Genomic DNA, 22,050 nt, shown 5'->3' with positions numbered 1-22,050 from the left:
GGCAGACGATACGCGGCCGCGTCGATCGAGGTGAAACGCGATGAACGGAGCAATTCGATGCGGGCGCTCGTGACGGGCGGCAGCGGCGCACTCGGGCAGGCGATCTGCACGGCGCTCGCGCAGGCCGGCCATGAAGTGTGGGTGCATGCGAACCGCCATCTCGCGCAGGCGGAGGCAGTCGCGCAGCAGATCGTCGCGGCCGGCGGCACCGCGCGCGCGATCGCGTTCGACGTGACCGACGCCGATGCGACGCTCGCCGCGCTCGCGCCGCTTGCCGACGACGCGCCGGTGCAGATCCTCGTCAACAACGCGGGCATTCACGACGATGCGCCGATGGCCGGCATGTCGCGCCGGCAGTGGCACAGCGTGATCGACGTGACGCTCAACGGCTTCTTCAACGTCACGCAGCCGCTGCTGTTGCCGATGATCCGCACGCGGCGCGGACGGATCGTCAACATCGCGTCGGTGGCCGGCGTGACCGGCAATCGCGGGCAGGTCAACTACGCGGCCGCGAAGGCGGGGCTGATTGGCGCGACGAAGTCGCTGTCGCTGGAGCTCGCGTCGCGCGGCATCACCGTGAACGCGGTCGCGCCCGGCATCATCGAATCGCCGATGGCCGAACAGGCGTTTCCCGCCGAACGCATCAAGCAGCTCGTGCCCGCGCAGCGCGCGGGCCGGCCCGACGAAGTCGCGGCGATGGTCGCGTACCTGGTGTCCGACGCCGCGGCCTATGTGACGGGGCAGGTGCTGTCCGTCAACGGCGGGCTCGCATGACGAAGCGCGCAGCGTCGGCGTGACGTAACGCAACGCGGCGCATGCCGCGAAGTTATGCGGCCAGCGCCGCATAGTGAGGAAATCGAAGTGTCCGTGCATCCAGTCGACGCCGAATGGCGTCCGTGTTCCCTGTCGTCCTCCGTCGCGCCGGTCGCAAGCGGGCAGACGGCGGGTGGGCCGGCCGCATCGCGACCCTGCGCGCCGCTCGCGCACGACAGTGACCGCGCGCTGCGGCTCGTCCGGATGAGCCATGCGCGGCTCGCCGCGTTGCTGCACGATGCATGCAGCCGCGGTGACGGGTTCGACCACGTGTTGCCCGGCGCATTGGGCGCGGTGTGCATCGGCGCGGCCGACCTGCAGCACGCATCCCGAACCGAATCGCACGCGGACGCCGCGGCGCGGATGCTGGCGGATGTCGTGCCCGACCTGCCGGTCGCGCCGGTGCCGATGGCGCTGCTCGGCGCCGGCATCGCGCCCGACGATGCCGTCTGCGAAATCTGGCAATGCAATGCGCGCGACCTGCGCAGCGAACGACGCGGCGCGCTGCACTATCGCTACAGCGAAACGGCGGGCCTCGTGTTCGGCAGCATCGTCGTGCACGAGCACGAAATGCCCGACGCGCATCACGACGGCGGCACGCCGCTCGAGCGCGCGACGCACGATGCGTACCGCGCGCTGTTCGACGTGCTCGATTCGCTCGGCATGCCGCATCCGCTGCGCATCTGGAATACCGTGCCGGCGATCAATGCGGTGCAGTTCGGGGTCGAGCGCTATCGTCAGTTCAATATCGGCCGCCAGCACGCCTTCGACGCGTGCCGCCGCGCGCTGACGGGCGGCGTGCCGGCCGCGTGCGCGCTCGGTTCGGTCGAGCCGGTCGCGGGCGATGCGTCACCGGACGCGCCGCTCGCGATCCATTTCCTCGCGAGCCGCACGCCGGCCGATCCGGTCGAGAACCCGCGCCAGGTCAGCGCGTATCACTATCCGGCGCAGTACGGCCCGCGTGCCCCGACGTTCGCGCGCGCAGCCGCATGGTCGGCGGGCGATGCCGCGCCGGTGCTGTTCGTTTCGGGCACCGCGAGCATCGTCGGGCATCGCACCGTGCATCCCGGCGACGTCGTCGCGCAAACGCGCGAGACGGTCGCGAACCTCGCGGCCGTGCTCGAGCAGGCCGCGCGCCAGGGGCACGGCCCGTTCACGCTCGCCGACCTGAGCTATCGCGTCTACGTGCGCGACGCCGGCGATGCCGCGGCGCTGGCCGCCATCGAGCACGTGCTGCGCGAGGCGGCCGGCCCCGGCGTGCGGCCGCTCGTCGTCCATGCGGACGTGTGCCGTGACGACCTGCTGGTCGAGATCGAGGCCAGCGCGGGTCATGAGGAGGCGTGGCTGTCATGAAGCGCGAGAGCCTCACGATCCGGCAGCCGGCCCCGGGCGTCGACGAAGCCTGCCGGCGGTCGCCGGCAAGTCATAAACTTTTGTCAGGATCCCTGTCTCCGCAATCGGCCGTTTCCATGTCCAAGCTGCACGCCTCGTCCACCCATCTCGTCCTGATTCCGAGCTACAACCCGGGCACCAAGGTCGACACGACCGTGCGCAATGCGCGAGCGCAGTGGAATCCGGTGTGGGTCGTCGTCGACGGCAGCACCGACGGCAGCGCCGAACGGCTGCAGGCCATGGCCGAGCGCGACCCGGGGTTGCGCGTGATCGTGCTGCCGGAGAACCGCGGCAAGGGCGCCGCGGTGCTCGCCGGGCTCGACGCGGCGGCCGCGAGCGGTTTTACGCATGTATTGACGATGGATTCCGACGGCCAGCATCCGGCCGACCTGATTCCCGCGTTCATGGCTGCGTCACAGGCCGCACCCGACGCGATGGTGCTGGGCGTGCCGAAGTTCGACGCGAGCGCGCCGCAGTTGCGCGTGCAGGGCCGCCGGCTGTCGAACGCATGGGCCGACCTCGAGACGCTGTGGGCCGGAATCGGCGATTCGCTGTACGGGTTTCGCGTGTATCCGGTCGCGCCGCTGGCCGCGATCATGCGCCGCCAGCCGTGGATGCGCGGCTTCGACTTCGATCCCGAGGCGGCCGTGCGGCTGTGCTGGGCCGGCGTGCGCCCGATCCGCATCGACGCGCCGGTGCGCTATTTCGGCCGGCACGAGGGCGGCGTCTCGCACTTCCATTACGGCCGCGACAACGCGCTGCTTGCGTGGATGCACCTGCGCCTTTTCACCGGCTTTGCGGTGCGGCTGCCGATGCTGGTCGCGCGGAAGCTGACGCGACGCCACGATCAGACGGCCTGAGCGAGCCCGATTTCCATTCCGATCGTCGCCCGGCCGCGGCGATTGCTCTATTTTTCGTCGTCAATCCCGTGGCGGCGCGCCGCTTCATTTCAATCCGCTGAGTAATGAACGTGTCATAGGATGTAAACATCTGGTAATTTTCTGCCGGATTATGCAAAATCGCCGCTCCCAAATACAACTATCGAGGGATCCGGGATGCAACTCAAGAAAGCGGTGGCAGCGTGTGGCGTGGCGTTTCTGTTGAGCGCGTGCGGTGGAGTACAGGGCCTTGACGCGAACAGCCTGACGTCGGCGGGGACGAGCCTGTACAAGGCAGCGACGCTGTCGGATGCCGACATCGCCGCGCTGTCGAACGACTCGTGCAAGTCGAGCGATGCCGAATCGAAGGTCGCGGCGGCAAACAGCGCGTACTCGAAGCGTCTGACGAAAGTGATGAAGGGCTTCGGCAACATGACGCTGAACGGCCAGCAGATCAATTACAAGGTCTACATGACCAAGGACGTCAACGCGTGGGCGATGGGCAACGGCTGCGTGCGCGTGTACAGCGGCCTGATGGACATGATGAACGACGACGAGCTGCGCGGCGTGATCGGCCATGAAATGGGCCACGTCGCACTGGGTCACTCGAAGAAGGCGATGCAGACGGCCTACGCGGTCAGCGCGGCGCGCACCGCGGCCGGCGCGGCATCGCCGGGCGTGGCGGCACTGACGAGCTCGCAGCTCGGCGACATCACCGAGAAGTTCATCAACGCGCAGTTCTCGCAGACGCAGGAAAGCGCGGCCGACGACTACTCGTTCGACCTGATGAAGCAGAAGGGCATGAGCCAGAAGGGCCTCGTCACCGCATTCCAGAAGCTCGCGAAGCTCGACGGCGGCCAAAGCTCGATGATGAGCTCGCACCCGTCGTCGTCGAGCCGTGCGCAGCACATCGAGGATCGCATCGCGAAGGGCAGCTGATCGCGTGACGGATCGCCTGCCGAAGCGGGCGATCGACCGGCGACACGAAAAACCCCACGCCCTCGCGGGCGTGGGGTTTTGTTTTTGGGGCGTGCGCCGCTTACGGCACCATACCCGGCAGCACATACGCCTGCGCGAGCGTGATCAATCCGACGATCACCGCGAACAGCAGGCTGTGCCGCACCGTGAAGCGGAACAGCTCCGACTCCTTGCCGACGAGGCCCGTTGCCGCGCAGGCGACCGCGATCGACTGCGGCGAGATCATCTTCGCGGTCACGCCGCCCGTCGTGTTCGCGGCCACCGCGAGCGTCTCGGGTACGCCGAGCTGATGGGCCGTGGCCTGCTGCAGCGAGCAGAACAGCGCATTCGACGACGTGTCCGAGCCCGTCAGGAACACCCCGAGCCAGCCGAGGAACGGCGAGAAGAACGGGAACGCGGCGCCGGTCGCGGCCAGCATCAGCGCGAGCGTCGACGACATCCCCGAATAGTTCGCGACGAACGCGAATGCAAGCACGAGGCCGATCGACAGGATCGGGCGCGTCAACTCCTTTAGCGTCTCGCCGAACGTGACGAGCGCGTCGCGCGGTTTCATCCGCAGCAGCGCCATCGAGATCAGCGCGGTCACGAGGATCGCGCTGCCGACCGCCGACACGAGATCGAGCTTCAGCACGGCGTCGAGCGCCTTCGGCGTCGCGGCGATCGGTGCGGTCTTCACGACGAGCTGGTCGAGCCCCGCCACGTGGAACTTCAGCACGGTCGACGCGAGCGCGCCGTGCGCGGCGAACAGCGCCTTGAACGGCGCGATGCTCCATACGGTGACGACCGCCGTCAGGATCAGGAACGGCGACCACGCACGTACGGTCTGCGCGAGCGTGTACGGCGATGCCTGCCGGCTCGTGCCCGTGTTGAAGCCGTTGCGCGAGCCCGCGCCGCCGAAGCCCGCGAGCGCGGCGCCGCCGCCCGATGCGACGACGCTGCCGGCCGTCTGCCTCGCGGTGCGCGGCTGCCAGACCTTCAGGAACGCGGCGAGCGCGACGAGGCTGACGAGCGACGACGTGATGTCCGGCAGCTCGGGCCCGATGTGGTTCGACGTGAAGTATTGCGTCACCGCGAAGCTGCCGCCCGCGACGAGCGCGGCGGGCCAGGTCTGCCGCACGCCGCGCAGCCCGTCCATCATGAACACGAGCCAGAACGGTACCGCGAGCGACAGCAGCGGCAACTGGCGGCCGGCCATCGCGCCGATGTGGAACGGGTCGATGCCCGTCACCTGTCCGGCGACGATGATCGGGATACCCATCGCACCGAACGCGACCGGCGCGGTGTTTGCAATCAGACACAGTCCTGCCGCGTGCAGCGGCTTGAAGCCGAGCCCGACGAGCAGCGCGGCCGTGATCGCGACGGGCGCGCCGAAGCCGGCCGCGCCTTCGAGGAACGCGCCGAACGAGAAGCCGATCAGCAGCATCTGCAGGCGCTGGTCGTCGGTGATCGACAGCACGGACGCGCGGATGACGTCGAACTGGCCGGTCTTCACGACGATCTTGTACAGGAACACGGCCGCGACGATGATCCACGCGATCGGCCACAGGCCGTAGGCGAAGCCGAAGCCGGCCGCCGCGAGCGCCTGCGGCACGGGCATTCCGTACGCGAGGATCGCGACGCCGAGCGACAGCAGCAGCGTGATCGCCGCGGCGACGTGGCCCTTGAGCCGCAGCGCGGCCAGCGCGACGAAAAAGAAAATGATCGGGATTGCGGCGACGAACGCCGACAGCCCGAGGCTGCCGAGCGGGGTGTAGATCTGGTGCCAGGCCTGCATGGATGTCTCCTCCATAGGTTTTTGTCGGTACGGCTTGAAAAACGAAACGGCTACTCGGGCTGGCCGCGTGCGCGCAGCAGGTCGGACAGGCTGTGCGGTGCCGGTTCGAGCGGCGTGCGGTGCTGCGTCCAGCCCATCTGTTTTGCGGGTGTCAGCGCACGCAGGCGCGTCGCGGTCCAGCGGAATGCGCGGTACGCGCGCGGATGCGCGAACGCGCCCGACCAGAAGCGCCACACGAGGTCTTCCGCGCGGTTGTAGTTCGCACCCTGGCCGCGCAGCGGATGCGCGACGGGTTCGTCGGGCTTGCGGTTCGCCTCGGTACGCAGCCGCACGAGCAGTTGCGGGATCGGGATCCGCACCGGGCACACCTCGCCGCAGGCGCCGCACAGCGTCGACGCGGTCGGCAGGTCGGCCGTCGCGTCGAGGCCGAGCAGGTGCGGCGAGATGATCTTGCCGATCGGGCCGGGATAGGTCGTGCCGTACGCGTGGCCGCCGATGCGCGTGTAGACGGGGCAGTGGTTCATGCACGCGCCGCAGCGGATGCACTGCAGCGTCGCGCGCAGCTGTTCGTCCGCATAGGCCTGCGTGCGGCCGTTGTCGAGCAGCACGAGATGCAGCTCGCGCGGGCCGTCGCGTTCGCCGTCGCGGCGCGGGCCCGAGATCAGGTTGAAGTAGGTCGTGATTGCCTGGCCGGTGGCCGAGCGCGTGAGCAGGCTCGACAGCGGCACGATGTGCTCGAGCTTCTCGACGACCTTCTCGATCCCCATGATCGCGACGTGCGTGTCGGGCACCGTCGTCGACAGGCGGCCGTTGCCTTCGTTCTCGACGAGCCACAGCGTGCCGGTGTCGGCTGCCGCGAAGTTCACGCCCGAGAGACCGATGTCGGCGTCGGCGAACGCGCGCCGCAGTGCGCGCCGGCCGGTCTGGATCAGTTCGTCGACGTCTTCCGTGTAGCGCGTGCCGGGGATGTGTTCTTCGAACAGCTCGGCAATGTCGCTACGCGTCTTGTGGATCGCCGGCATCACGATGTGCGACGGCTTCTCGCCCGCGAGTTGCACGATGAATTCGCCCATGTCGGATTCGATGCAGTCGACGCCGTGCTCCGCGAGGTAATGGTTCAGCTCGATTTCCTCGCTCGCCATCGACTTGCCCTTGATCACGCGGCGTGCCTTCTTCGCCTGCGCGATGCCGAGCACGATCGCGTTTGCGTCGGCGGCCGTCTCGGCCCAGTGCACGTGCACGCCGGCTTCGGTGAGCTTCGTCTCCAGCCGTTCGAGCAGCGCGGGCAACTGCGCGAGCGCGTGCTGCCGCGCCGCTTCGCCGAGCTCGCGCAGCTGCTGCAGCTCGGCGTCGTCGGGGAACTGCGTCGCGCGCTTGCCCTGCAGGAAGTCCATCGCGCCGCGAAAGCTCTGGCGCAATGCGGGATCGTCGAGCGCGGCGCGCGCGCGGGCCTTGAAGTCGCCGGGGGTGACGAATTGCAGCGTGTGGTCGCTCATTGCGGGAGGTCCTCGCCGGCGGTGGCGGCCGGCCGGGCGGCAGAATCGGTGACGATCACGACCCACAGGCGGCGCGGGCCGTGTGCGCCATAGGCGAGCGTCTGCTGGATGTCGGACGTCTTCGACGGGCCCGACACCAGCACGAGGTTGGTCGGCATGCCGGCGTGCCAGCGCTCTGCGCGTACGGCCGCGTGCAGGTCGGGATGCAGCGTGTTCGCGTGGACGAGCGCGACATGCAGCGGCGGCACCAGCGACACCGTGCGCGGCGAGCCGGCATCGGGGGCGAGCACGACGGTGCCGGTGGCCGCGATGCCCGAACGCGCGACGGTGAAGCCCGCGTCGATCGTGTCGAACAGTTCGGTCTTCCACGCGTCGATCGGCCGGTCGAACGGCACGGGCGCGATCGTGTCGGACAGCGCACGGGAGAGTGCCGCGGATTCGGCGCGGGCCGGGTCGAGCAGCAGGCGGCGCACGCCGGCTTCCGCGAGCCGCGCGGCGAGCTGAGCGGGCCATGCGTCGCCGGTCGCGCACCAGACGTCCGCGTGCGATGCGGCGAGCGCGGCCTGCATCGTGCGGACAAGCGTGTGCGGATCGTGTGCGGTCCCGGCCTGCGAGCGGCGCATGTCGTAATGCGTGTCGATGCGTGCGTCGAGCGCGGGGGCGGCCGTCGCGGCGACGCCCGGCGCGGCGGCGCGCAGCCGCTTCAGGATCGCGTCGCGCGCGCTCATTGCTGGTCTCCACGCAACGACGCGGCGCCGGCCGTGCGCCGCCACAGGAAGCTGGCGAGGTGCTCGACCGGCAGCGGCGCGCCGGCCTTGGCCGCAGCGTGGCCGATGTTCAGCAGGCAGCCGCAGTCGGCGGACACGAGCCGGTCGCAGCCCGTCGCGCAGGCCGACGCGACCTTGTCGCGCACCATCGCGCCGGAGATGTCCGGATGTTTCAGCGAGAACGTGCCGCCGAAACCGCAGCATTCGGATTCGCGTTCGTGTTCGATCCGCGTGACGCCCGGCAGCGCGTCGACGAGCGCGACACCATGCACGCGCGTGCCCATCTCGCGGCGTGCCGCGCACGACGTGTGCAGCACGACGCGCTCGTCGGGCCCGGCGCTGGCCGTGGCCGCGTCGAGCTGCACATCGAGTACATGGACGAGGAATTCCGCGAGTTCGTAGGTCCGTTCGGCGATCGCGCGGGCCTTCGGGCCGTTGACGGGATCGTCGGCGAACAGCGCCGGCCAATGGTGCCGGATCATGCCCGCGCACGAGCCGGACGGCACGATCACGGGCCATGCTTCGGCGAACAGGTCGAGTTGCGCGGCCGCGACGCGGCGCGCTTCGTCGGGGCTGCCGCTGCTGTAGGCCGGCTGCCCGCAGCAGCTCTGGCCGCGTGGGTAGTGGACGGTCAAACCTTCGCGCTCCAGCAGGCGGACCGCGTCGAGCCCCGCTTCGGGGACGAACAGGTCGACCAGGCAGGTCGCGAACAGATAGACGTGCGCGGGGGCGGCGGCGGGGTACTGCCTTTCGTTCATGTCTCGCTCCAGAGGCGACGGCCCGGCATGCGGGTCGACGATTTCGCTGCATAATTCCCGCGACGGCGCCGCAGCTCAAATTGGTTGGGCCAATCGGCGCGGCACGCATGGAGCAGGGAGACGCGACGATGGCGGCGATGACGGCACGAGGCCGGACCGAAGTGGTGATGCGCAAGATCGAGACGGCGCTGCTCGACGGCACCTGGCCGGCCGGCGCGCGGCTGCCGGCCGAGCGCGTGCTCGCGCAGCAGTACGGCGTCGCACGCAATACGGTGCGCGAGGCGACGCAGCGGCTCGTTGCGCGCGGGCTGCTGCAGAGCCGGCGCGGCGCGGGCGTCTACGTGACGGATCAGTTGCGCGCGGGCATCGCGTCGCCGTGGGGCCAGCTGGTCGCCGATCATCCGGCGCTGCGCGACGACATCCTCGAATTCCGTCGCGTGCTCGAAGGCGCGACCGCCTATTTCGCCGCGCTGCGCGCCGATGCGAACGACCGGCGCCGGATCCGCACGCTGCTGCGCGAGCTCGAAACCGCGCACGCGAACGGCGCGGCGGCCGTCGAAGCCGCGACCGACGCGAAGCTGCACGAGGCGATCGCGCTCGCATCGCACAACACGATGTTCCTGCACCTGCATACGAGCGTGATCGGGATGCTGCGCGAACACATCTCGATCAACGTGGCGGGCATGACGACGCACGACGAGCAGGCGTCCGAGCTGCTGTTGCTGCAGCACCGCGTCGTGTGCGAAGCGATCTGCGCGCAACGGCCCGAAGAGGCGCGCACCGCGATGCAGACCCATATCGACTACGTGCGCAGCCATTTCGAGCGCAGCGGCGATGCGGCCTGAGATTGGTCGGACCGCTTCGATGCGTGGCCCGTCCGGCGGGCGCCTCCGGTGCGACGGGGCATCGATGCCCGGCAGGCGGGTGTCCGTCTGCGGTCCAAAGCGGTCGGCGCCGCCCCGCGCGATTGACCCGTTCATCAGGCGCCCTCTAGAATCGGCCGGAACCGCGCGCCAGCCGCGCGTTGCGGCGCATGCGGGCCTTTTGTTCCGCCAGTCGAGGTAGCTTCCGTGTTCACGTCTTTGATCCGGCGCGCGCCGGCCGTGCCGTCGTGGCGCGCTGCATGCCGCCCGGCCCGCGCGCTGGCCGTCGGCATCCTGCTGTCGCTCGTCGCCGCGTGCGCGACGCATCCGCCCGCCACCGCGCTCGATCGCCCGGTCTCTCACGCGCTGCCGCCCGATACCGTGACACCGCTGCGCGACGCGCTGGCCGCGCCCGAGGCCGCGCATCCGGGCCAGTCGGGTTTCCGGCTGCTGCCGGAAGGCACCGAGGCACTGCAGATGCGTATCGCGCTCGCGCGGGCCGCGACGAAAACGCTCGACATGCAGTACTACATCGCGACCGAGGACACGACCGGCAAGCTGCTGCTCGCCGCGGCGCTGTATGCGGCCGATCGCGGCGTGCGCGTACGGATGCTGGTCGACGACCTGAACTTCCGCGACATCGATCGCATCATGGCCGCGCTGAACACGCACCCGAACATCGAGATCCGCGTGTTCAACCCGTTCGGCGCGTCGCGGCAGGGGATGGTCGAGCGTACGGCCAACTTCTTCACGCGCATCGACAGCTTCACGCGCCGGATGCACAACAAGGCGATGATCGCGGACAACCAGATCGCGATCGTCGGCGGCCGTAACCTGGGCGACGAATACTTCAGCGCGAGCCCGACGCTGCAGTTCCGCGATCTCGACGTGCTCGCCGCGGGCCCCGTGACGAACGACGTCTCGGCGAGCTTCGACACCTACTGGTCGAGCGCGAGCAGCTATCCGCTGCGCGTGCTGAATCATCAGTCGTTCGATGCGAAGGATCTCGACGCGATGCGCGACGAGCTGCGCGACCACTGGCGCAAGAATGCCGATCCGTACAACGCGAAGCCGCTGAACGCGACGCCGCTCGCGCAGCAGATCGCGCGCGACGAGCTCGCGCTCGTGTGGGCGCCGGCCGAGTTCAAGGCCGATGCGCCCGACAAGGTCGCGCAGCCGACCGACGCGTACGTGAGCCCGCCGATGCAGCGCCTCGTCGAGCTCACGCGCGGCGCCCAGCGGGAATTCCTCGTGTTCTCGCCATATTTCGTGCCGCACGACGCGGGCGTGAAGATCCTCGGCGACACGACCGCGCGCGGCGTGCGCGTCGCGATCCTGACCAATTCGCTCGCGGCGACCGACGCGGTCGCCGTGCAGGCCGGCTACGGGCCGTACCGCGTGCCGTTGCTGCAGCACGGCGTCGAGTTGTACGAGTTCAAGGCCCAGCCGGGGCGGCAGCGCCCGCGCCTGTTCGGTTCGCGCTCGCGTGCGAGCCTGCATGCGAAGGCATACGTGATCGACCGGCAGATTCTCGTGATCGGCTCGATGAATCTCGATCCGCGTTCCGCGCACCTGAATACCGAACTGGCACTCGTGATCCACAGCCCGGCGCTCGCGCAGCAGGTCGCGACGATCTTCGCGCGCGTGACGCAGCCGGACGACAGCTATCGCGTGAGCCTCGTGACGCCGGCGAGCGGCGGGTCGCCCGAACTCGAATGGACGGGCATCGACAACGGCCGGCCGACCACCTATCACGTCGATCCGCACGCGGGGCTGCTGCGCAACCTGATGACCGGCGTCTTCATGCTGCTGCCGGTCGACGACCAGCTATAGAGGGACGGAAGCGCTCCGGCTAAACCCGCGTTTCCGGTGCGCGGGGAAAGGTGATATGGTTGTGCGCGCAACTAGTATGGCGCGCAAGACGATGCCGCCGGGCGGCCCGCGCCGCGCACACCCGCAACCGGAGTTCCCCCATGCAACGTGTCCCGAACCAGCCGTTCACGCGTCCCGCCCGTTTCTCCGAAGCCGAATGGCAGGCGCGCGTGCAGCTCGCGGCGGCTTACCGCATCTTCGACCATCTCGGCTGGACCGAGCTGATCTACAACCATATTTCGTTGCGCGTGCCGGGCGAGGACGGGCATTTCCTGATCAACCCGTTCGGGCTCCATTACCGCGAGGTGTGCGCGTCGAACCTCGTGAAGATCGACATCGACGGCAACGTGATCGGTCATTCCGACTGGCCGATCAATCCGGCCGGCTTCACGTTCCACAGCGCGATCCATGCGGCGCTGCCCGATGCGCACTGCGTGATGCACGTACACACGACGCCGACGATGGCCGTGTGCTGTTCGCGCGACGGGCTGTCGTTCTCGAATTTCTATTCGGCGCAGCTGTACGGGAAGATCGCGTACCACGACTTCGAGGGCATCACCGTGCATCTCGAAGAGGGGCGGCGCATCGTCGAGAGCGCGGGCGGGCGGCCCGTGCTGCTGTTGCGCAACCATGGGCCCGTGACGATCGGCGCGACGCTCGCGCAGACGTTCTCGCTGATGTGGCTGCTCAATCGCGCGTGCGAGGTGCAGGTCGCGACCCACGCGATCGGCGACGCGCTGTCGATCGCGCCGCCCGTGCTTGAAGGGTGTGTGCGCGATTCGCTGAATTTCGATCCGAAGCATGGCGCGGGGCAGGATGCGTTCGACGCGCTGCAGCGTATCGTCGATCGCATCGATCCTGGCTATCGGGCGTGACGTGCAGCGGCGTGATCGCATCGTCATGCCTGATACGGCGTGACCCGGATCCGGCGGCGCGCGCAAAAAAAACGCGGCCGGGTGGCCGCGTGAATACTCGCAGACTCCTTCGGACGAAGGAAACAAGCAACTGTGAGAAGAAGTGTAGCGAAAGGCTGCGCGCGGATTGAGCCATCAGGCTGCAAAAGTCCATTCCACGCTGAGGCAGACTGGCATACCGCGCGCTGCGCGAGATAACCTGCCACGCGCGCTGCGGCGATTCGCAGCATGGCCATTCGACGGACTCCCGGATCGGTGGCGATCGACTACCATCGTGTCTGGCGCCCCCGCTCGGGCGGCGTACAACGTCGTACAAGGAGAGTCCATGCTCAAGCTGCGTTTGCTCCAGGTCGCGTTACTCGCGGGCGTGCTGGCCGCCGGCAGCGCCGCCGCCGAAACGGTGCGCCTGTCCGCCAATCTCCAGCCGTCGAGCGAAGTGCCGCCGACCGCGACCAAGGGCTCGGGCGACGTCGAGGCCACCTACGACACGGCAACGCACATGCTGCAGTGGGCGGTCACTTACGAACACCTCACGGGCCCGGCCACCGCCGCGCATTTCCACGGGCCGGCGCCGGTTGGCCAGAATGCGGGCGTGCAGGTGCCGATTCCGAAGGACGAGCTGGCGAGCCCGATCAAGGGCTCGAAGGAACTCACCGACGCGCAGGTCACCGACCTGATGGGCGGCAAGTGGTATTTCAACGTCCATACGAAGGAGCATCCGGCCGGCGAGATCCGCGGCCAGGTGATGCCGGCGAACTGAGTCCCGCCGTTTGATATAGAGGCACCTGTCGAGTGGTGCGGGAACGATCGCACGTACCATCGTCACACTGCGAATACGGAGTGCGTCCGATGAGTTGGCAAAGCAAGCTCGCCTGCTGGCTGCTGCGCTGGCAGTTCCGTCCCGAGACCACGCGCGAGGTGCTCGATCCCGCCCGCGCACGGCGCTTTACCGACTTGCGGATGGTCGTGCCGCGCCGCGCGCCGTCGGGCTACCGGCTGCGCCAGTGCTACGGCGCGGGCGACGCGCCGCTGCGTGGCGAATGGCTCGAACGCACCGACGCGCTCGCGGGTCGCGGGCCCGGCCGCACGCTGCTGTACTTCCACGGCGGCGGCTATTACTTCTGTTCGACGAAGACCCACCGTCCGCTCGTGTTCGGCCTGACGAAGCGCGCGGGTGTGCGCTCGTTCTCGCTCGACTACCGCTTGGCACCCGAAAACCGTTTCCCGGCCGCGCTCGACGATGCGCTGGCCGCGTACCGGCAACTGCTGGCGCTCGGCACGCCGCCCGAGTCGATCGTGCTCGGCGGCGATTCGGCGGGCGGCGGCCTCGCGCTCGCGACGCTCGTCGCGCTGCGCGACCGCGGCGAGCCGCTGCCGGCCGGTGCGATCCTGTTCTCGCCGTGGACCGACCTGGCCGCCACCGGCGCCACGCTGCGCACGAACGATGGCGCCGATCCGATGTTCGCGGGCGCGGCGCTGCCGAAAGCCGCGAAGCTGTACCTGGGTGACGAGCCAGGGACGAATCCGTACGCATCGCCGCTCTATGCGGATTTCGCGGGTCTGCCGCCGCTGTATATCCAGGTCGGCAGCACCGAGGTGCTGCTCGACGATTCGCGCCGCGTCGCCGAGAAGGCGAAGGCGGCCGGGGTGGCGGTGGAGATCGAGGTGTGGCCGGACATGCCGCACGTATGGCAGCTGTACGCGCCGATGGTGCCGGAAGCCCGCGACGCGCTCGACCGCGCGGCCGCGTTCCTGCGCCGCGTCGCGGTCGAACGTGCGGTTCAGCGCGCCGGCGAGACGTCGATCGCCTGATAGGCGGCCTTGACGGCCACCGAGCCGTACTTGCGCTCGAGCCGGCGCACCGTGAAGTGGCCGTGCGCCATCTGCTGGAAGTGGTCGATGAACAGCGTGTTGACGGTCGCGCCGAGCACGGCGCCGATCGCCGGGATCGACTTCGCGGCCATCTGCTCGGTCACCTGCACCGAGAAGCGCGACGCCACCGTCTGCACGAGCTTGAACACGGCCGCCGAGCTGTGCGCGGCGATGCCCTTCGTCGTGATGTCGGACGATGCCTTCGAGATCGCCTGCGCGAGCGCGCCGCGCAGCACGAAATAGCCGAGATCGGCATCCTCTTCCTGCTTGTCGGGGTTGCCGCCCATGCCGAGCACGGCCAGGCATTGCAGCTGCGTGTCGACCGAGCTCAGGTCCTCACCCTCGCTGCGCGCGATGTCGCACACCGAGCGGAAGATCAGCGTCGTCGTCACCGGCAGCTCGACCGGCAGCGCGAGAAAGCCGAACGCACCGCCGGCCGCGCCGGTCGTCGCAACCGCGAGCTTGTGCAGCAGGTTGCTCGGCTTGTCGGGCTCGGCGTCCGGCGCGGGCGGCTTGCCGAGCGTGCGCAGCGCGATGTTCAGGCACTTGCGCAGCGCGAGCTGCGTCGCGTCGTTGATCTTGCCGGTCGCGAAATCCGGCAGCCGGGCGATCATTTTTTCGACCGGCGCGCCAAGCATGCCCGTCAGCTTCATCGTCAGCGACGGGCTTTCCAGCACCTGCTTCGCGCGCCACAGCGCGTCCCGATCCTCCGGCGACAGCGTGGTCGCGGGGGTGATTGAAATCGGTTCCATCTTTCTCCTTGGCGGTCTGAGTCGGTTTGACCGTCGCCAGCCTAGATTACTCCGCCATGCTAGAATTTTGAAATTGTTTGACTCGTCAAAAGTTGCGCCAACAAAAAATGGCCGTCCATACTGCCGCCCACCATTCGACCGGGCAAGTCCTGCCGTTCCGCGAATCGCTGCTGGCGATGATCGGGATCTCGTTTGTCACCATGCTCGTCGCGCTCGACCAGACCGTCGTCGGCACCGCGTTGCCGACCATCGTCGCCGAGCTTCGGGGTTTCGACCTGTACGCGTGGGTCGCGACCTCGTACCTGCTCAGTTCCGTGATCACGGTGCCGATCTTCGGCCGGCTCGGCGATTATTACGGCCGCAAGCCGTTCGTCATCGTGTCGATCGTCGTGTTCACCGGCGCGTCCGTGCTGTGCGGGATGGCGAACGACATGCTGATGCTCGTGCTCGCGCGCGGGCTGCAGGGGATCGGCGGCGGGATGCTGGTCGGCACCGCGTTCGCGTGCATTCCCGACCTGTTCCCCGATTCCGTCGTGCGGCTGCGCTGGCAGGTGCTGATGAGCTCCGCGTTCGGCATCGCGAATGCGGTCGGCCCGTCGCTCGGCGGCGTGCTGACCCAGTCGTTCGGCTGGCGCTCGGTGTTCTACGTGAACCTGCCGGTCGGCCTGCTGTCGCTGCTGTTCGTGTGGCGTTACCTGCCGCACCTGCGCCACGTCGAGCACGATCGCAAGATGCGGCTCGACTGGCCGGGCGCGCTGCTGATCGCGCTGTCGCTCGGTGCGCTCCAGCTGTTCGTCGAATGGCTGCCGAAGTACGGCGTCGCGAGCTGGGCGTCGCTGCTGCTCGTCGTCGCGGTCGCGGCCGGTTTCGGCCTGTGGCATTGGGAGCGGCGCTGCGCGCAGCCGATCTTGCCGTTCGACATGTTCGGCAACCGCGCGCTGTCGGCGCTCTTCGTGCTGGCGATCCTCGCCGGCTTCTCGATGTTCTCGCTGCTGTTCTACGCGCCGCTGCTGTTCCAGGGCGGATTCGGGATGTCGCCGAAGGAGGCCGGGCTCGTGATCACGCCGCTCGTCGTGTTCATCACGATCGGCAGCATCATGAACGGCCGTGTCGTCACGCGCATCCGCAATCCGAACGCGATGCTGCACGTCGGCTTCGTGCTGTTCGCGATCACGTGCGCGGGCATCGTCGTGTCGACCCACACGACGCCCAAGTGGGTGCTGATGGCGCTGATGGTCGCCGGCGGCATCGGGCTCGGCTTCGTGCTGCCGAACCTCACCGTTTTCGCGCAGCAGACGGCCGGCCGCGAGCACCTCGGCATCGCGACGGCGCTGCTGCAGTCGCTGCGGATGGTCGGCGGGATGATCGGCACCGCGCTGACCGGCACGCTCGTCAACCAGATGTACTCGGGCGGCGTGCGCGATGCGCTGTCGGCCGATCACGCAATGCAGTGGCATGCGCAGCTCGCCGATCCGCAGATCCTGATCGATCGTGCCGCGCAGGGCGGTCTCGTCGCGGAGCTGACGCGTGCCGGGCATAATGGCGCGCTGCTGCTGGAAGCGGCCCGCGAATCGCTCGTCGGCGCGATTCACCTGGGTGTCGCAATGGCGGCTGTCGTCGCCGTGGTGTCGGTGTGGCAGTGCCGCCGCGTGCCGCCGATCGCGCTGCGGCACAAGATCGAACCGCATGTCGCGGCCGATTGAACGATTGAACGAGTAGAACTGAGCGCATGGAAGAACAGGACCGCGTCGCGATCTTGCAGCAATTCGGACGCACGTATCGCGCGTTCATGACCGCGTTCGAAGCGCACGTCGGGCAACCGATGCCGCGCTGGCGCATCATGGTCGCGTTGCACACGATGGGCGGGCATTCGTCGCAGAAGAAGCTCGTCGAAGTGCTGCGCGTCGATCCGGGTGCGCTCACGCGCCAGTTGAAGTCGCTCGACGCGCTCGGCTGGATCCAGCGCGAATCCGACGCACGCGACAACCGCGTGACCAACGTGACGCTGACGGACGACGGTCGCGCCGCGTTCGACGCGTGCCTGCCGCGCCGCAAGGCGTTTCTCGAACAGACGATGGCGCAGTTGCCGGACGACGTGCTGAATGCGCTGTCGGGCGCGCTGGCGATGCTGGAGTCGAGGATCGCGGACGTCGGCTCGACGCCGGCCGCGCGCTGAAGCTCGGCGCAGGTCGGCGCGAATGCGCCGCCGGCCCGTCGCCTCATCTCATCTCAATTCACTTCGGGTTCAAAGCTCGATGCGCGTGCCCAGCAGCGCGAGGAACTGCGCGAGCCAGGCCGGATGCGCGGGCCATGCGGGTGCGGTGACGAACGGCGCGTCGGTCACGGCCGCGTCGACCGGGATGTCCGCATATTCGCCGCCCGCGAGCTTCACCTCGGGCGCGCAGGCCGGGTAGGCCGAGATGCGCTTGCCGCGGATCACGTCGGCGGCTGCGAGCAGTTGTGCCGCGTGGCAGATCGCGGCGATCGGCTTGCCGGCTTCGGCGAACTCGCGCACGAGCGAAATCACCCTCGGATCGAGCCGCAGGTATTCGGGAGCACGGCCGCCCGCGATCGCGAGCGCGTCGTAGCGCGATGCGTCGACGTCGTCGAACGCCGCGTTCAGCGTGAACTGGTGGCCGGGCTTCTCGGTGTAGGTCTGGTCGCCTTCGAAATCGTGGATCGCGGTCTTGATCTTGTCGCCCGCGCGCTTGCCCGGGCAGACTGCATCGACGTGGTGGCCGACAGCCTGCAGCGCCTGGAACGGCACCATCGTTTCGTAGTCTTCGGCGAAATCGCCGGTCAGGAACAGGATCTTCTTCGCGGCCATGGCTTTCTCCAGTGGAGCTGCATTGAGGGCCCGCGCGCGGCAGGCGCGTGCAATGCCCGCCTGGGGCCCCGAGGACGAAAGCGCAGTGTACTCCGGCCGCTTGAAGCGCGCGTGACGGCCGCCCCGCACGAGCGGCGGGGCGGTGCGCGCGAGGTGCGTCAGAAGAAGGTTTCGACGACTTCCGTCACGCGGAACTGCGGATCGAGCACGAGCACCTGGCGCCACTTGTCGAACGTCAGGCACGGGTGCGAGATGTCGAACGCGACCATGTCGCCGACCTTTACGTCCGCGCCCGGCGGGATCTGCAGGTACGCGTGCTGGTCCATCATCCCGGTGACGGCCCAGCCTTCGGCGGCGGCGACATCGCGCGGTGCGGTGTCCCGGCCCGGGCGGAAGTGGCGCGCCGGCTCCGGCAGCCCCGCGTCGAACGCCGCGTCGCGCTTGCCGAGCGCGACGATCGCGCGATTGGCCTCCGGCACCGACTGCACGTAGGCCCACAGCTGCAGCGCGGGCAGCAGCCCTTCGCCCATCGTGCGTGCGATCGGGTTGCGCGCGAACACGTCGGTCTGCGCCTTCTTGTAGATGCCGACATCGTGCGTCAGGTAGCAGCCCGGACGCAGCACGACTTCCGCGAAGCCGGCGTTGGACGCCTTCGCGAATTCTTCCGCGACCACGTCGTACCATGCCGAACCGGCGCCGGACAGGATCGCCGGCGTACGCGCGAAGCGGCCTGCCTCGGCCAGCTCGCGCGTGAGCGCGACCGCGTCCTGCAGGAACGTGCGGATCTCGCCTTCCTCCTTCAGCACGCCTTCGTAGAGTTCGATGCCGGCCAGCTTCAGCGTGTCCGGATAGCGTGCGAGCGCGGCGAGCACGGCCTCGCGCTGCGCGGCATCGCGCACGCCCGCGCGGCCGCCCGGCACGCCGAGCTCGAGCAGCACGTTCAGCGGCTTCTTCAGTGCGCCGAAGAACTGGCCGAGCTGATCGACGCTCTCCGCGGAATCGACGAGACAGAAGAACTCGAAGTCGGGATCGGAAAGCAGCCCGGCGATGATCGTCATGTTCTGGCGGCCGACCAGCTGGTTCGCGAGCAGCACGCGCCGCACACCGCCGTGATACGCGGCCTGCGTCTGGTGCGCGGTCGCGAGCGTGATGCCCCACGCGCCGGCGTCGAGCTGGCGGCGGAACAGTTGCGGCGCCATCGTCGTCTTGCCGTGCGGCGCAAACTTGACGCCGTACTTCTGGACGAATGCCTGCATCCAGTTCAGGTTGTGTTCGATGCGGTCCTCGTAAAGCACGGCGGCCGGCAGGCTGACGTCTTCGGCAAGCAGGTTCCACTCGAGGCGGCTTGCGTCGCCGAGCGGCACGCTCGCGCTCGGCAGGTTGCCGAGGCCCTTGCCGAAAGGATCGATCGTCGCTTCCTGATAGTTTGTAACTTTCATGTCATCCCGCTCCATCATCACTATGCATTGCACTGAAGTTGACACGCAGATGGTACAGAAAGTAGCATCTGCGCGGTGATGTTATTTAGTAACATCGAGCTTCGCACCCTTTCCCGCCGATGAATACGCCCGCCACCCCGTCCGTTCCGCTCGCGGCCGAGCACCATCCGGTTCCGGCCGCTCCGCCGATCCTCGACATCGTCGCGCGGATCGCCGAATGCGCGCCCGAGCTGCGCGAAGCCGAGCGCAAGGTCGCCGCGTTCATTCTCGCCGACCTGGCGCGCGCCGCGCATGCGAGCATCGGCGCGCTTGCGCGCGACGCGGAGGTCAGCGTCGCGACGGTCACGCGTTTCGCGAAGGCCGTCGGCTGCCGCGACGTGCGCGAACTGAAGGTGCTGGTCGCGCAGGCGGCGGCCGTCGGCCAGCGCTTTCTGGTGCCGTCCGACGATGGGCCGGCCGACGACACGAGCCCCGCGTCGATGGTCTACGACGAGATCCGCATGGCGCTCGCGCACAATCACCAGCTGCTGCGCAACACGTCGTTCGAGGAAGCGGCCGACCTGCTCGCCGGCGCGAAGATGATCTACGTGTACGGGCAGGGCGGCGGCTCGACCGCGCTCGCCGACGAGCTGCGCTTCCGGCTCGTGCGCTTCGGCCGGCCGGTCGCGAGTTACCAGGACAGCTTGCTGCAGCGGATGGTGGCCGCGACGCTGTCGCGCGACGCGGTCGTCGTCGCGTTGTCGGTGAGCGGGCGCGTGCCCGAGCTGCTCGAGAGCTGCCGGCTCGCGAAGCGCTACGGCGCGAAGCTGATCGCGATCACCGCGCCGGCTTCGCCGCTCGCGAAGCTCGCCGACCACCTGATCCCGGTCGTCGCGTTCGAAACCGATTTCATTTACAAGCCGTCGACATCGCGCTACGCGATGATGATGGCGATCGACGTGCTCGTCACCGGAGTCGCGCTGCGGCTCGGCGATGCGGGCCGAGAATCGCTGCGCCGCATCAAGCATGCGCTCGATGCGCATCGCGGCGGCGGAGACCGTCAACCGGTAGGAGACTGACCATGCATTCGCATCCCGAAGCCGCCGATACGCTGATCGTCGGCGCGCAGTTGTACGACGGCACCGGCGCACCGCCCGTCACGCGCGACGTCGCGATCCGCAACGGCGTGATCGCGGCGATCGGCAACCTGTCGAACTGGCTCGCCGAGAATGTCGTCGATGCGAACGGCCGCGCGCTCGCGCCGGGCTTCGTCGACGTGCACACGCACGACGACACGCACGTGATCCGCGCGCCGGAGATGCTGCCGAAGATCTCGCAGGGCGTGACGACCGTGATCGTCGGCAACTGCGGGATCAGCGCGTCGCCGGTGACGCTCGCGGGCGATCCGCCCGACCCGATGAACCTGCTCGGCGAGCGCGCCGCGTTCCAGTACCCGACCTTCGCCGACTACGTCGCGGCCGTGAACGATGCGCGTCCGGCCGTGAATGTCGCGGCGCTCGTCGGCCACACGGCGCTGCGCAACAACCAGATGGACCGCCTCGACCGCGCGGCGACCGACGGCGAGATCGCCGGGATGCGCGCGCAGCTCGAGGAGGCGCTCGCGAACGGCGCGCTCGGCCTGTCGTCGGGCCTCGCGTACGGCTCCGCGTTCGCGGCGCCGGCCGAGGAAGTGATGGCGCTCGCCGAACCGCTCGCGAACGCGGGTGCGCTGTACACGACGCACATGCGTACCGAATTCGACGCGATCCTCGATGCGATGGAAGAGGCGTACCAGGTTGGCCGCCATGCGCGCGTGCCGGTCGTGATCTCGCACCTGAAGTGTGCGGGCCCGTCGAACTGGGGGCGCAGCACCGAAGTGCTCGCGTCGCTCGAAGGCGCGCGCCGCTACCAGCCGGTCGGCTGCGACTGCTATCCGTACAGCCGCAGCTCGTCGACGCTCGACCTGAAGCAGGTGACGGGCGACATCGACATCACGATCACGTGGTCGGAGCCGCACCCGGAAGTGGCGGGCAAGCTGCTGAAGGCGATCGCGGCCGACTGGGGCGTGACCGAGCAGGAAGCCGCGCAGCGGATCCGCCCGGCGGGTGCCGTGTACCACAACATGTCCGAGGACGACGTGCGCCGGATCCTGTCGCATCCCGCGACGATGGTCGGCTCCGACGGCCTGCCGAACGATCCGCTGCCGCACCCGCGGCTGTGGGGCGCGTTCCCGCGCGTGCTCGGCCATTACGTGCGCGACACGAACCTGCTGCCGCTCGAGGAAGCGATCCGCAAGATGACGTCGCTGTCCGCGCGCCGCTACGGGATCGCGCGGCGCGGCGAGGTGCATGTGGGCTACCACGCGGACCTCGTGCTGTTCGACCCGGCGCGCGTGATCGATGCCGCGACGTTCGAGAAGCCGCAGCAGCCTGCGCACGGGATCGACGCCGTGTGGGTGAACGGCGTACTGACCTACGAGAACGGCCAGCCGACTGGCGAGCGCGCCGGCGGCTTCGTCGCGCGCGGCGAACGCGTGCCGGCGAGTGCCGACGCCGCGTTCTGAACGCGGTTGTTGTTCCGATCTGCCGCGCGTGCCATCGTCGGTGCGCGCATCCGCAACCGTGCGTTGCATGGACCGGAGCCGGCGCGGACGCGCCAGCGCCGGTCGACACACAA

20 protein-coding genes are annotated in these 22,050 nt (G+C 68.8%); 13 read left to right on the top strand and 7 right to left on the bottom strand.

Annotated features, from left to right (window positions below; translation table 11 throughout):
• Positions 1 to 57 precede the first annotated feature (57 nt).
• The 4 genes from fabG (at position 58) to HAV18_RS30780 (ending at position 4,022) form a co-directional block, all read left to right on the top strand.
• Positions 58 to 774 (top strand): 3-oxoacyl-ACP reductase FabG, encoded by a 717-nt coding sequence (gene fabG, locus HAV18_RS30795; protein ID WP_021160651.1) that lies wholly within the window; start codon positions 58 to 60, stop codon positions 772 to 774.
• An 87-nt stretch (positions 775 to 861) separates the two neighbouring features.
• On the top strand, positions 862 to 2,166 hold the full coding sequence (locus tag HAV18_RS30790; RefSeq protein WP_347814788.1) for an endoribonuclease L-PSP: 1,305 nt from the start codon (positions 862 to 864) through the stop codon (positions 2,164 to 2,166).
• A gap of 116 nt (positions 2,167 to 2,282) precedes the next feature.
• The gene (locus HAV18_RS30785) at positions 2,283 to 3,065 is read left to right on the top strand and encodes a glycosyltransferase family 2 protein (RefSeq protein ID WP_208102181.1); all 783 of its coding nucleotides are present in this window, start codon (positions 2,283 to 2,285) and stop codon (positions 3,063 to 3,065) included.
• A gap of 195 nt (positions 3,066 to 3,260) precedes the next feature.
• Positions 3,261 to 4,022 carry a M48 family metalloprotease gene (locus tag HAV18_RS30780; protein ID WP_166963616.1) on the top strand — a complete coding sequence of 254 codons (762 nt, stop codon included), beginning with the start codon at positions 3,261 to 3,263 and terminating at the stop codon, positions 4,020 to 4,022.
• Positions 4,023 to 4,122: 100 nt separating this feature from the next.
• On the opposite strand, the gene HAV18_RS30775 is transcribed toward HAV18_RS30780, so the two are convergent.
• The 4 genes from HAV18_RS30775 to HAV18_RS30760 are packed head-to-tail and all read right to left on the bottom strand — an operon-like array spanning position 4,123 to position 8,856.
• Positions 4,123 to 5,835 carry a lactate permease LctP family transporter gene (locus HAV18_RS30775; RefSeq protein ID WP_166963614.1) on the bottom strand — a complete coding sequence of 571 codons (1,713 nt, stop codon included), beginning with the start codon at positions 5,833 to 5,835 and terminating at the stop codon, positions 4,123 to 4,125.
• Between the two features lie 50 nt (positions 5,836 to 5,885).
• Positions 5,886 to 7,331: a LutB/LldF family L-lactate oxidation iron-sulfur protein gene (locus tag HAV18_RS30770; RefSeq protein WP_166963612.1), complete on the bottom strand. Its 1,446-nt coding sequence runs from the start codon at positions 7,329 to 7,331 to the stop codon at positions 5,886 to 5,888.
• Positions 7,328 to 8,059 carry a lactate utilization protein C gene (locus HAV18_RS30765; protein WP_166963610.1) on the bottom strand — a complete coding sequence of 244 codons (732 nt, stop codon included), beginning with the start codon at positions 8,057 to 8,059 and terminating at the stop codon, positions 7,328 to 7,330. Before HAV18_RS30765 ends, HAV18_RS30770 begins: the two co-directional genes overlap by 4 nt.
• Positions 8,056 to 8,856 (bottom strand): (Fe-S)-binding protein, encoded by an 801-nt coding sequence (locus tag HAV18_RS30760; RefSeq protein WP_166963608.1) that lies wholly within the window; start codon positions 8,854 to 8,856, stop codon positions 8,056 to 8,058. The genes HAV18_RS30765 and HAV18_RS30760 overlap by 4 nt, the downstream gene beginning before the upstream one ends.
• A 128-nt stretch (positions 8,857 to 8,984) precedes the next feature.
• On the opposite strand from HAV18_RS30760, the gene HAV18_RS30755 reads away from it, so the two are divergent.
• From HAV18_RS30755 to HAV18_RS30735, 5 genes are all read left to right on the top strand, one after another.
• On the top strand, positions 8,985 to 9,701 hold the full coding sequence (locus HAV18_RS30755) for a FadR/GntR family transcriptional regulator (RefSeq protein ID WP_166963658.1): 717 nt from the start codon (positions 8,985 to 8,987) through the stop codon (positions 9,699 to 9,701).
• Positions 9,702 to 9,926: 225 nt separating this feature from the next.
• Positions 9,927 to 11,552 carry a phospholipase D family protein gene (locus HAV18_RS30750; protein WP_166963606.1) on the top strand — a complete coding sequence of 542 codons (1,626 nt, stop codon included), beginning with the start codon at positions 9,927 to 9,929 and terminating at the stop codon, positions 11,550 to 11,552.
• A gap of 140 nt (positions 11,553 to 11,692) precedes the next feature.
• Positions 11,693 to 12,466 carry a class II aldolase/adducin family protein gene (locus HAV18_RS30745; RefSeq protein WP_089451259.1) on the top strand — a complete coding sequence of 258 codons (774 nt, stop codon included), beginning with the start codon at positions 11,693 to 11,695 and terminating at the stop codon, positions 12,464 to 12,466.
• Between the two features lie 364 nt (positions 12,467 to 12,830).
• Entirely contained in the window at positions 12,831 to 13,265 is a 435-nt protein-coding gene (locus HAV18_RS30740; protein WP_166963604.1) for a CHRD domain-containing protein, read from the top strand.
• An 89-nt stretch (positions 13,266 to 13,354) separates the two neighbouring features.
• Complete coding sequence (locus HAV18_RS30735; RefSeq protein WP_166963602.1) at positions 13,355 to 14,317, top strand: alpha/beta hydrolase; 963 nt, start codon at positions 13,355 to 13,357, stop codon at positions 14,315 to 14,317.
• On the opposite strand, the gene HAV18_RS30730 is transcribed toward HAV18_RS30735, so the two are convergent.
• Entirely contained in the window at positions 14,287 to 15,129 is an 843-nt protein-coding gene (locus HAV18_RS30730; RefSeq protein ID WP_166963600.1) for an EcsC family protein, read from the bottom strand. The two genes, HAV18_RS30735 and HAV18_RS30730, sit on opposite strands and share 31 nt — an antisense overlap.
• 107 nt (positions 15,130 to 15,236) lie before the next feature.
• Between HAV18_RS30730 and HAV18_RS30725 the strand changes: the two genes are divergently transcribed.
• A complete protein-coding gene (locus HAV18_RS30725; protein WP_166963598.1) occupies positions 15,237 to 16,832 on the top strand; it encodes an MDR family MFS transporter in 1,596 nt (531 codons plus the stop codon).
• Between the two features lie 26 nt (positions 16,833 to 16,858).
• On the top strand, positions 16,859 to 17,305 hold the full coding sequence (locus tag HAV18_RS30720; RefSeq protein ID WP_039360135.1) for a MarR family winged helix-turn-helix transcriptional regulator: 447 nt from the start codon (positions 16,859 to 16,861) through the stop codon (positions 17,303 to 17,305).
• A 69-nt stretch (positions 17,306 to 17,374) separates the two neighbouring features.
• Here the strand turns inward: HAV18_RS30720 and HAV18_RS30715 are convergent, their stop codons facing one another.
• Both HAV18_RS30715 and HAV18_RS30710 read right to left on the bottom strand, forming a co-directional pair.
• Positions 17,375 to 17,956: a DJ-1/PfpI family protein gene (locus HAV18_RS30715; protein ID WP_166963596.1), complete on the bottom strand. Its 582-nt coding sequence runs from the start codon at positions 17,954 to 17,956 to the stop codon at positions 17,375 to 17,377.
• Between the two features lie 158 nt (positions 17,957 to 18,114).
• A complete protein-coding gene (locus HAV18_RS30710; RefSeq protein ID WP_166963594.1) occupies positions 18,115 to 19,395 on the bottom strand; it encodes an amino acid deaminase in 1,281 nt (426 codons plus the stop codon).
• Positions 19,396 to 19,514: 119 nt separating this feature from the next.
• Between HAV18_RS30710 and HAV18_RS30705 the strand changes: the two genes are divergently transcribed.
• Both HAV18_RS30705 and HAV18_RS30700 read left to right on the top strand, forming a co-directional pair.
• Positions 19,515 to 20,453, top strand: coding sequence for a MurR/RpiR family transcriptional regulator (locus HAV18_RS30705; protein ID WP_166963592.1), 939 nt, complete (start codon positions 19,515 to 19,517; stop codon positions 20,451 to 20,453).
• Between the two features lie 2 nt (positions 20,454 to 20,455).
• Entirely contained in the window at positions 20,456 to 21,937 is a 1,482-nt protein-coding gene (locus tag HAV18_RS30700) for an amidohydrolase family protein (RefSeq protein ID WP_166963590.1), read from the top strand.
• The last annotated feature ends 113 nt before the right edge of the window (positions 21,938 to 22,050 follow it).

The organism is Burkholderia sp. D-99, assembly GCF_011605345.1.
Taxonomy (GTDB): domain Bacteria; phylum Pseudomonadota; class Gammaproteobacteria; order Burkholderiales; family Burkholderiaceae; genus Burkholderia.
Note: the sequence above shows the minus strand (reverse complement) of the source record. Positions and strands in the feature narration are given on the sequence as shown.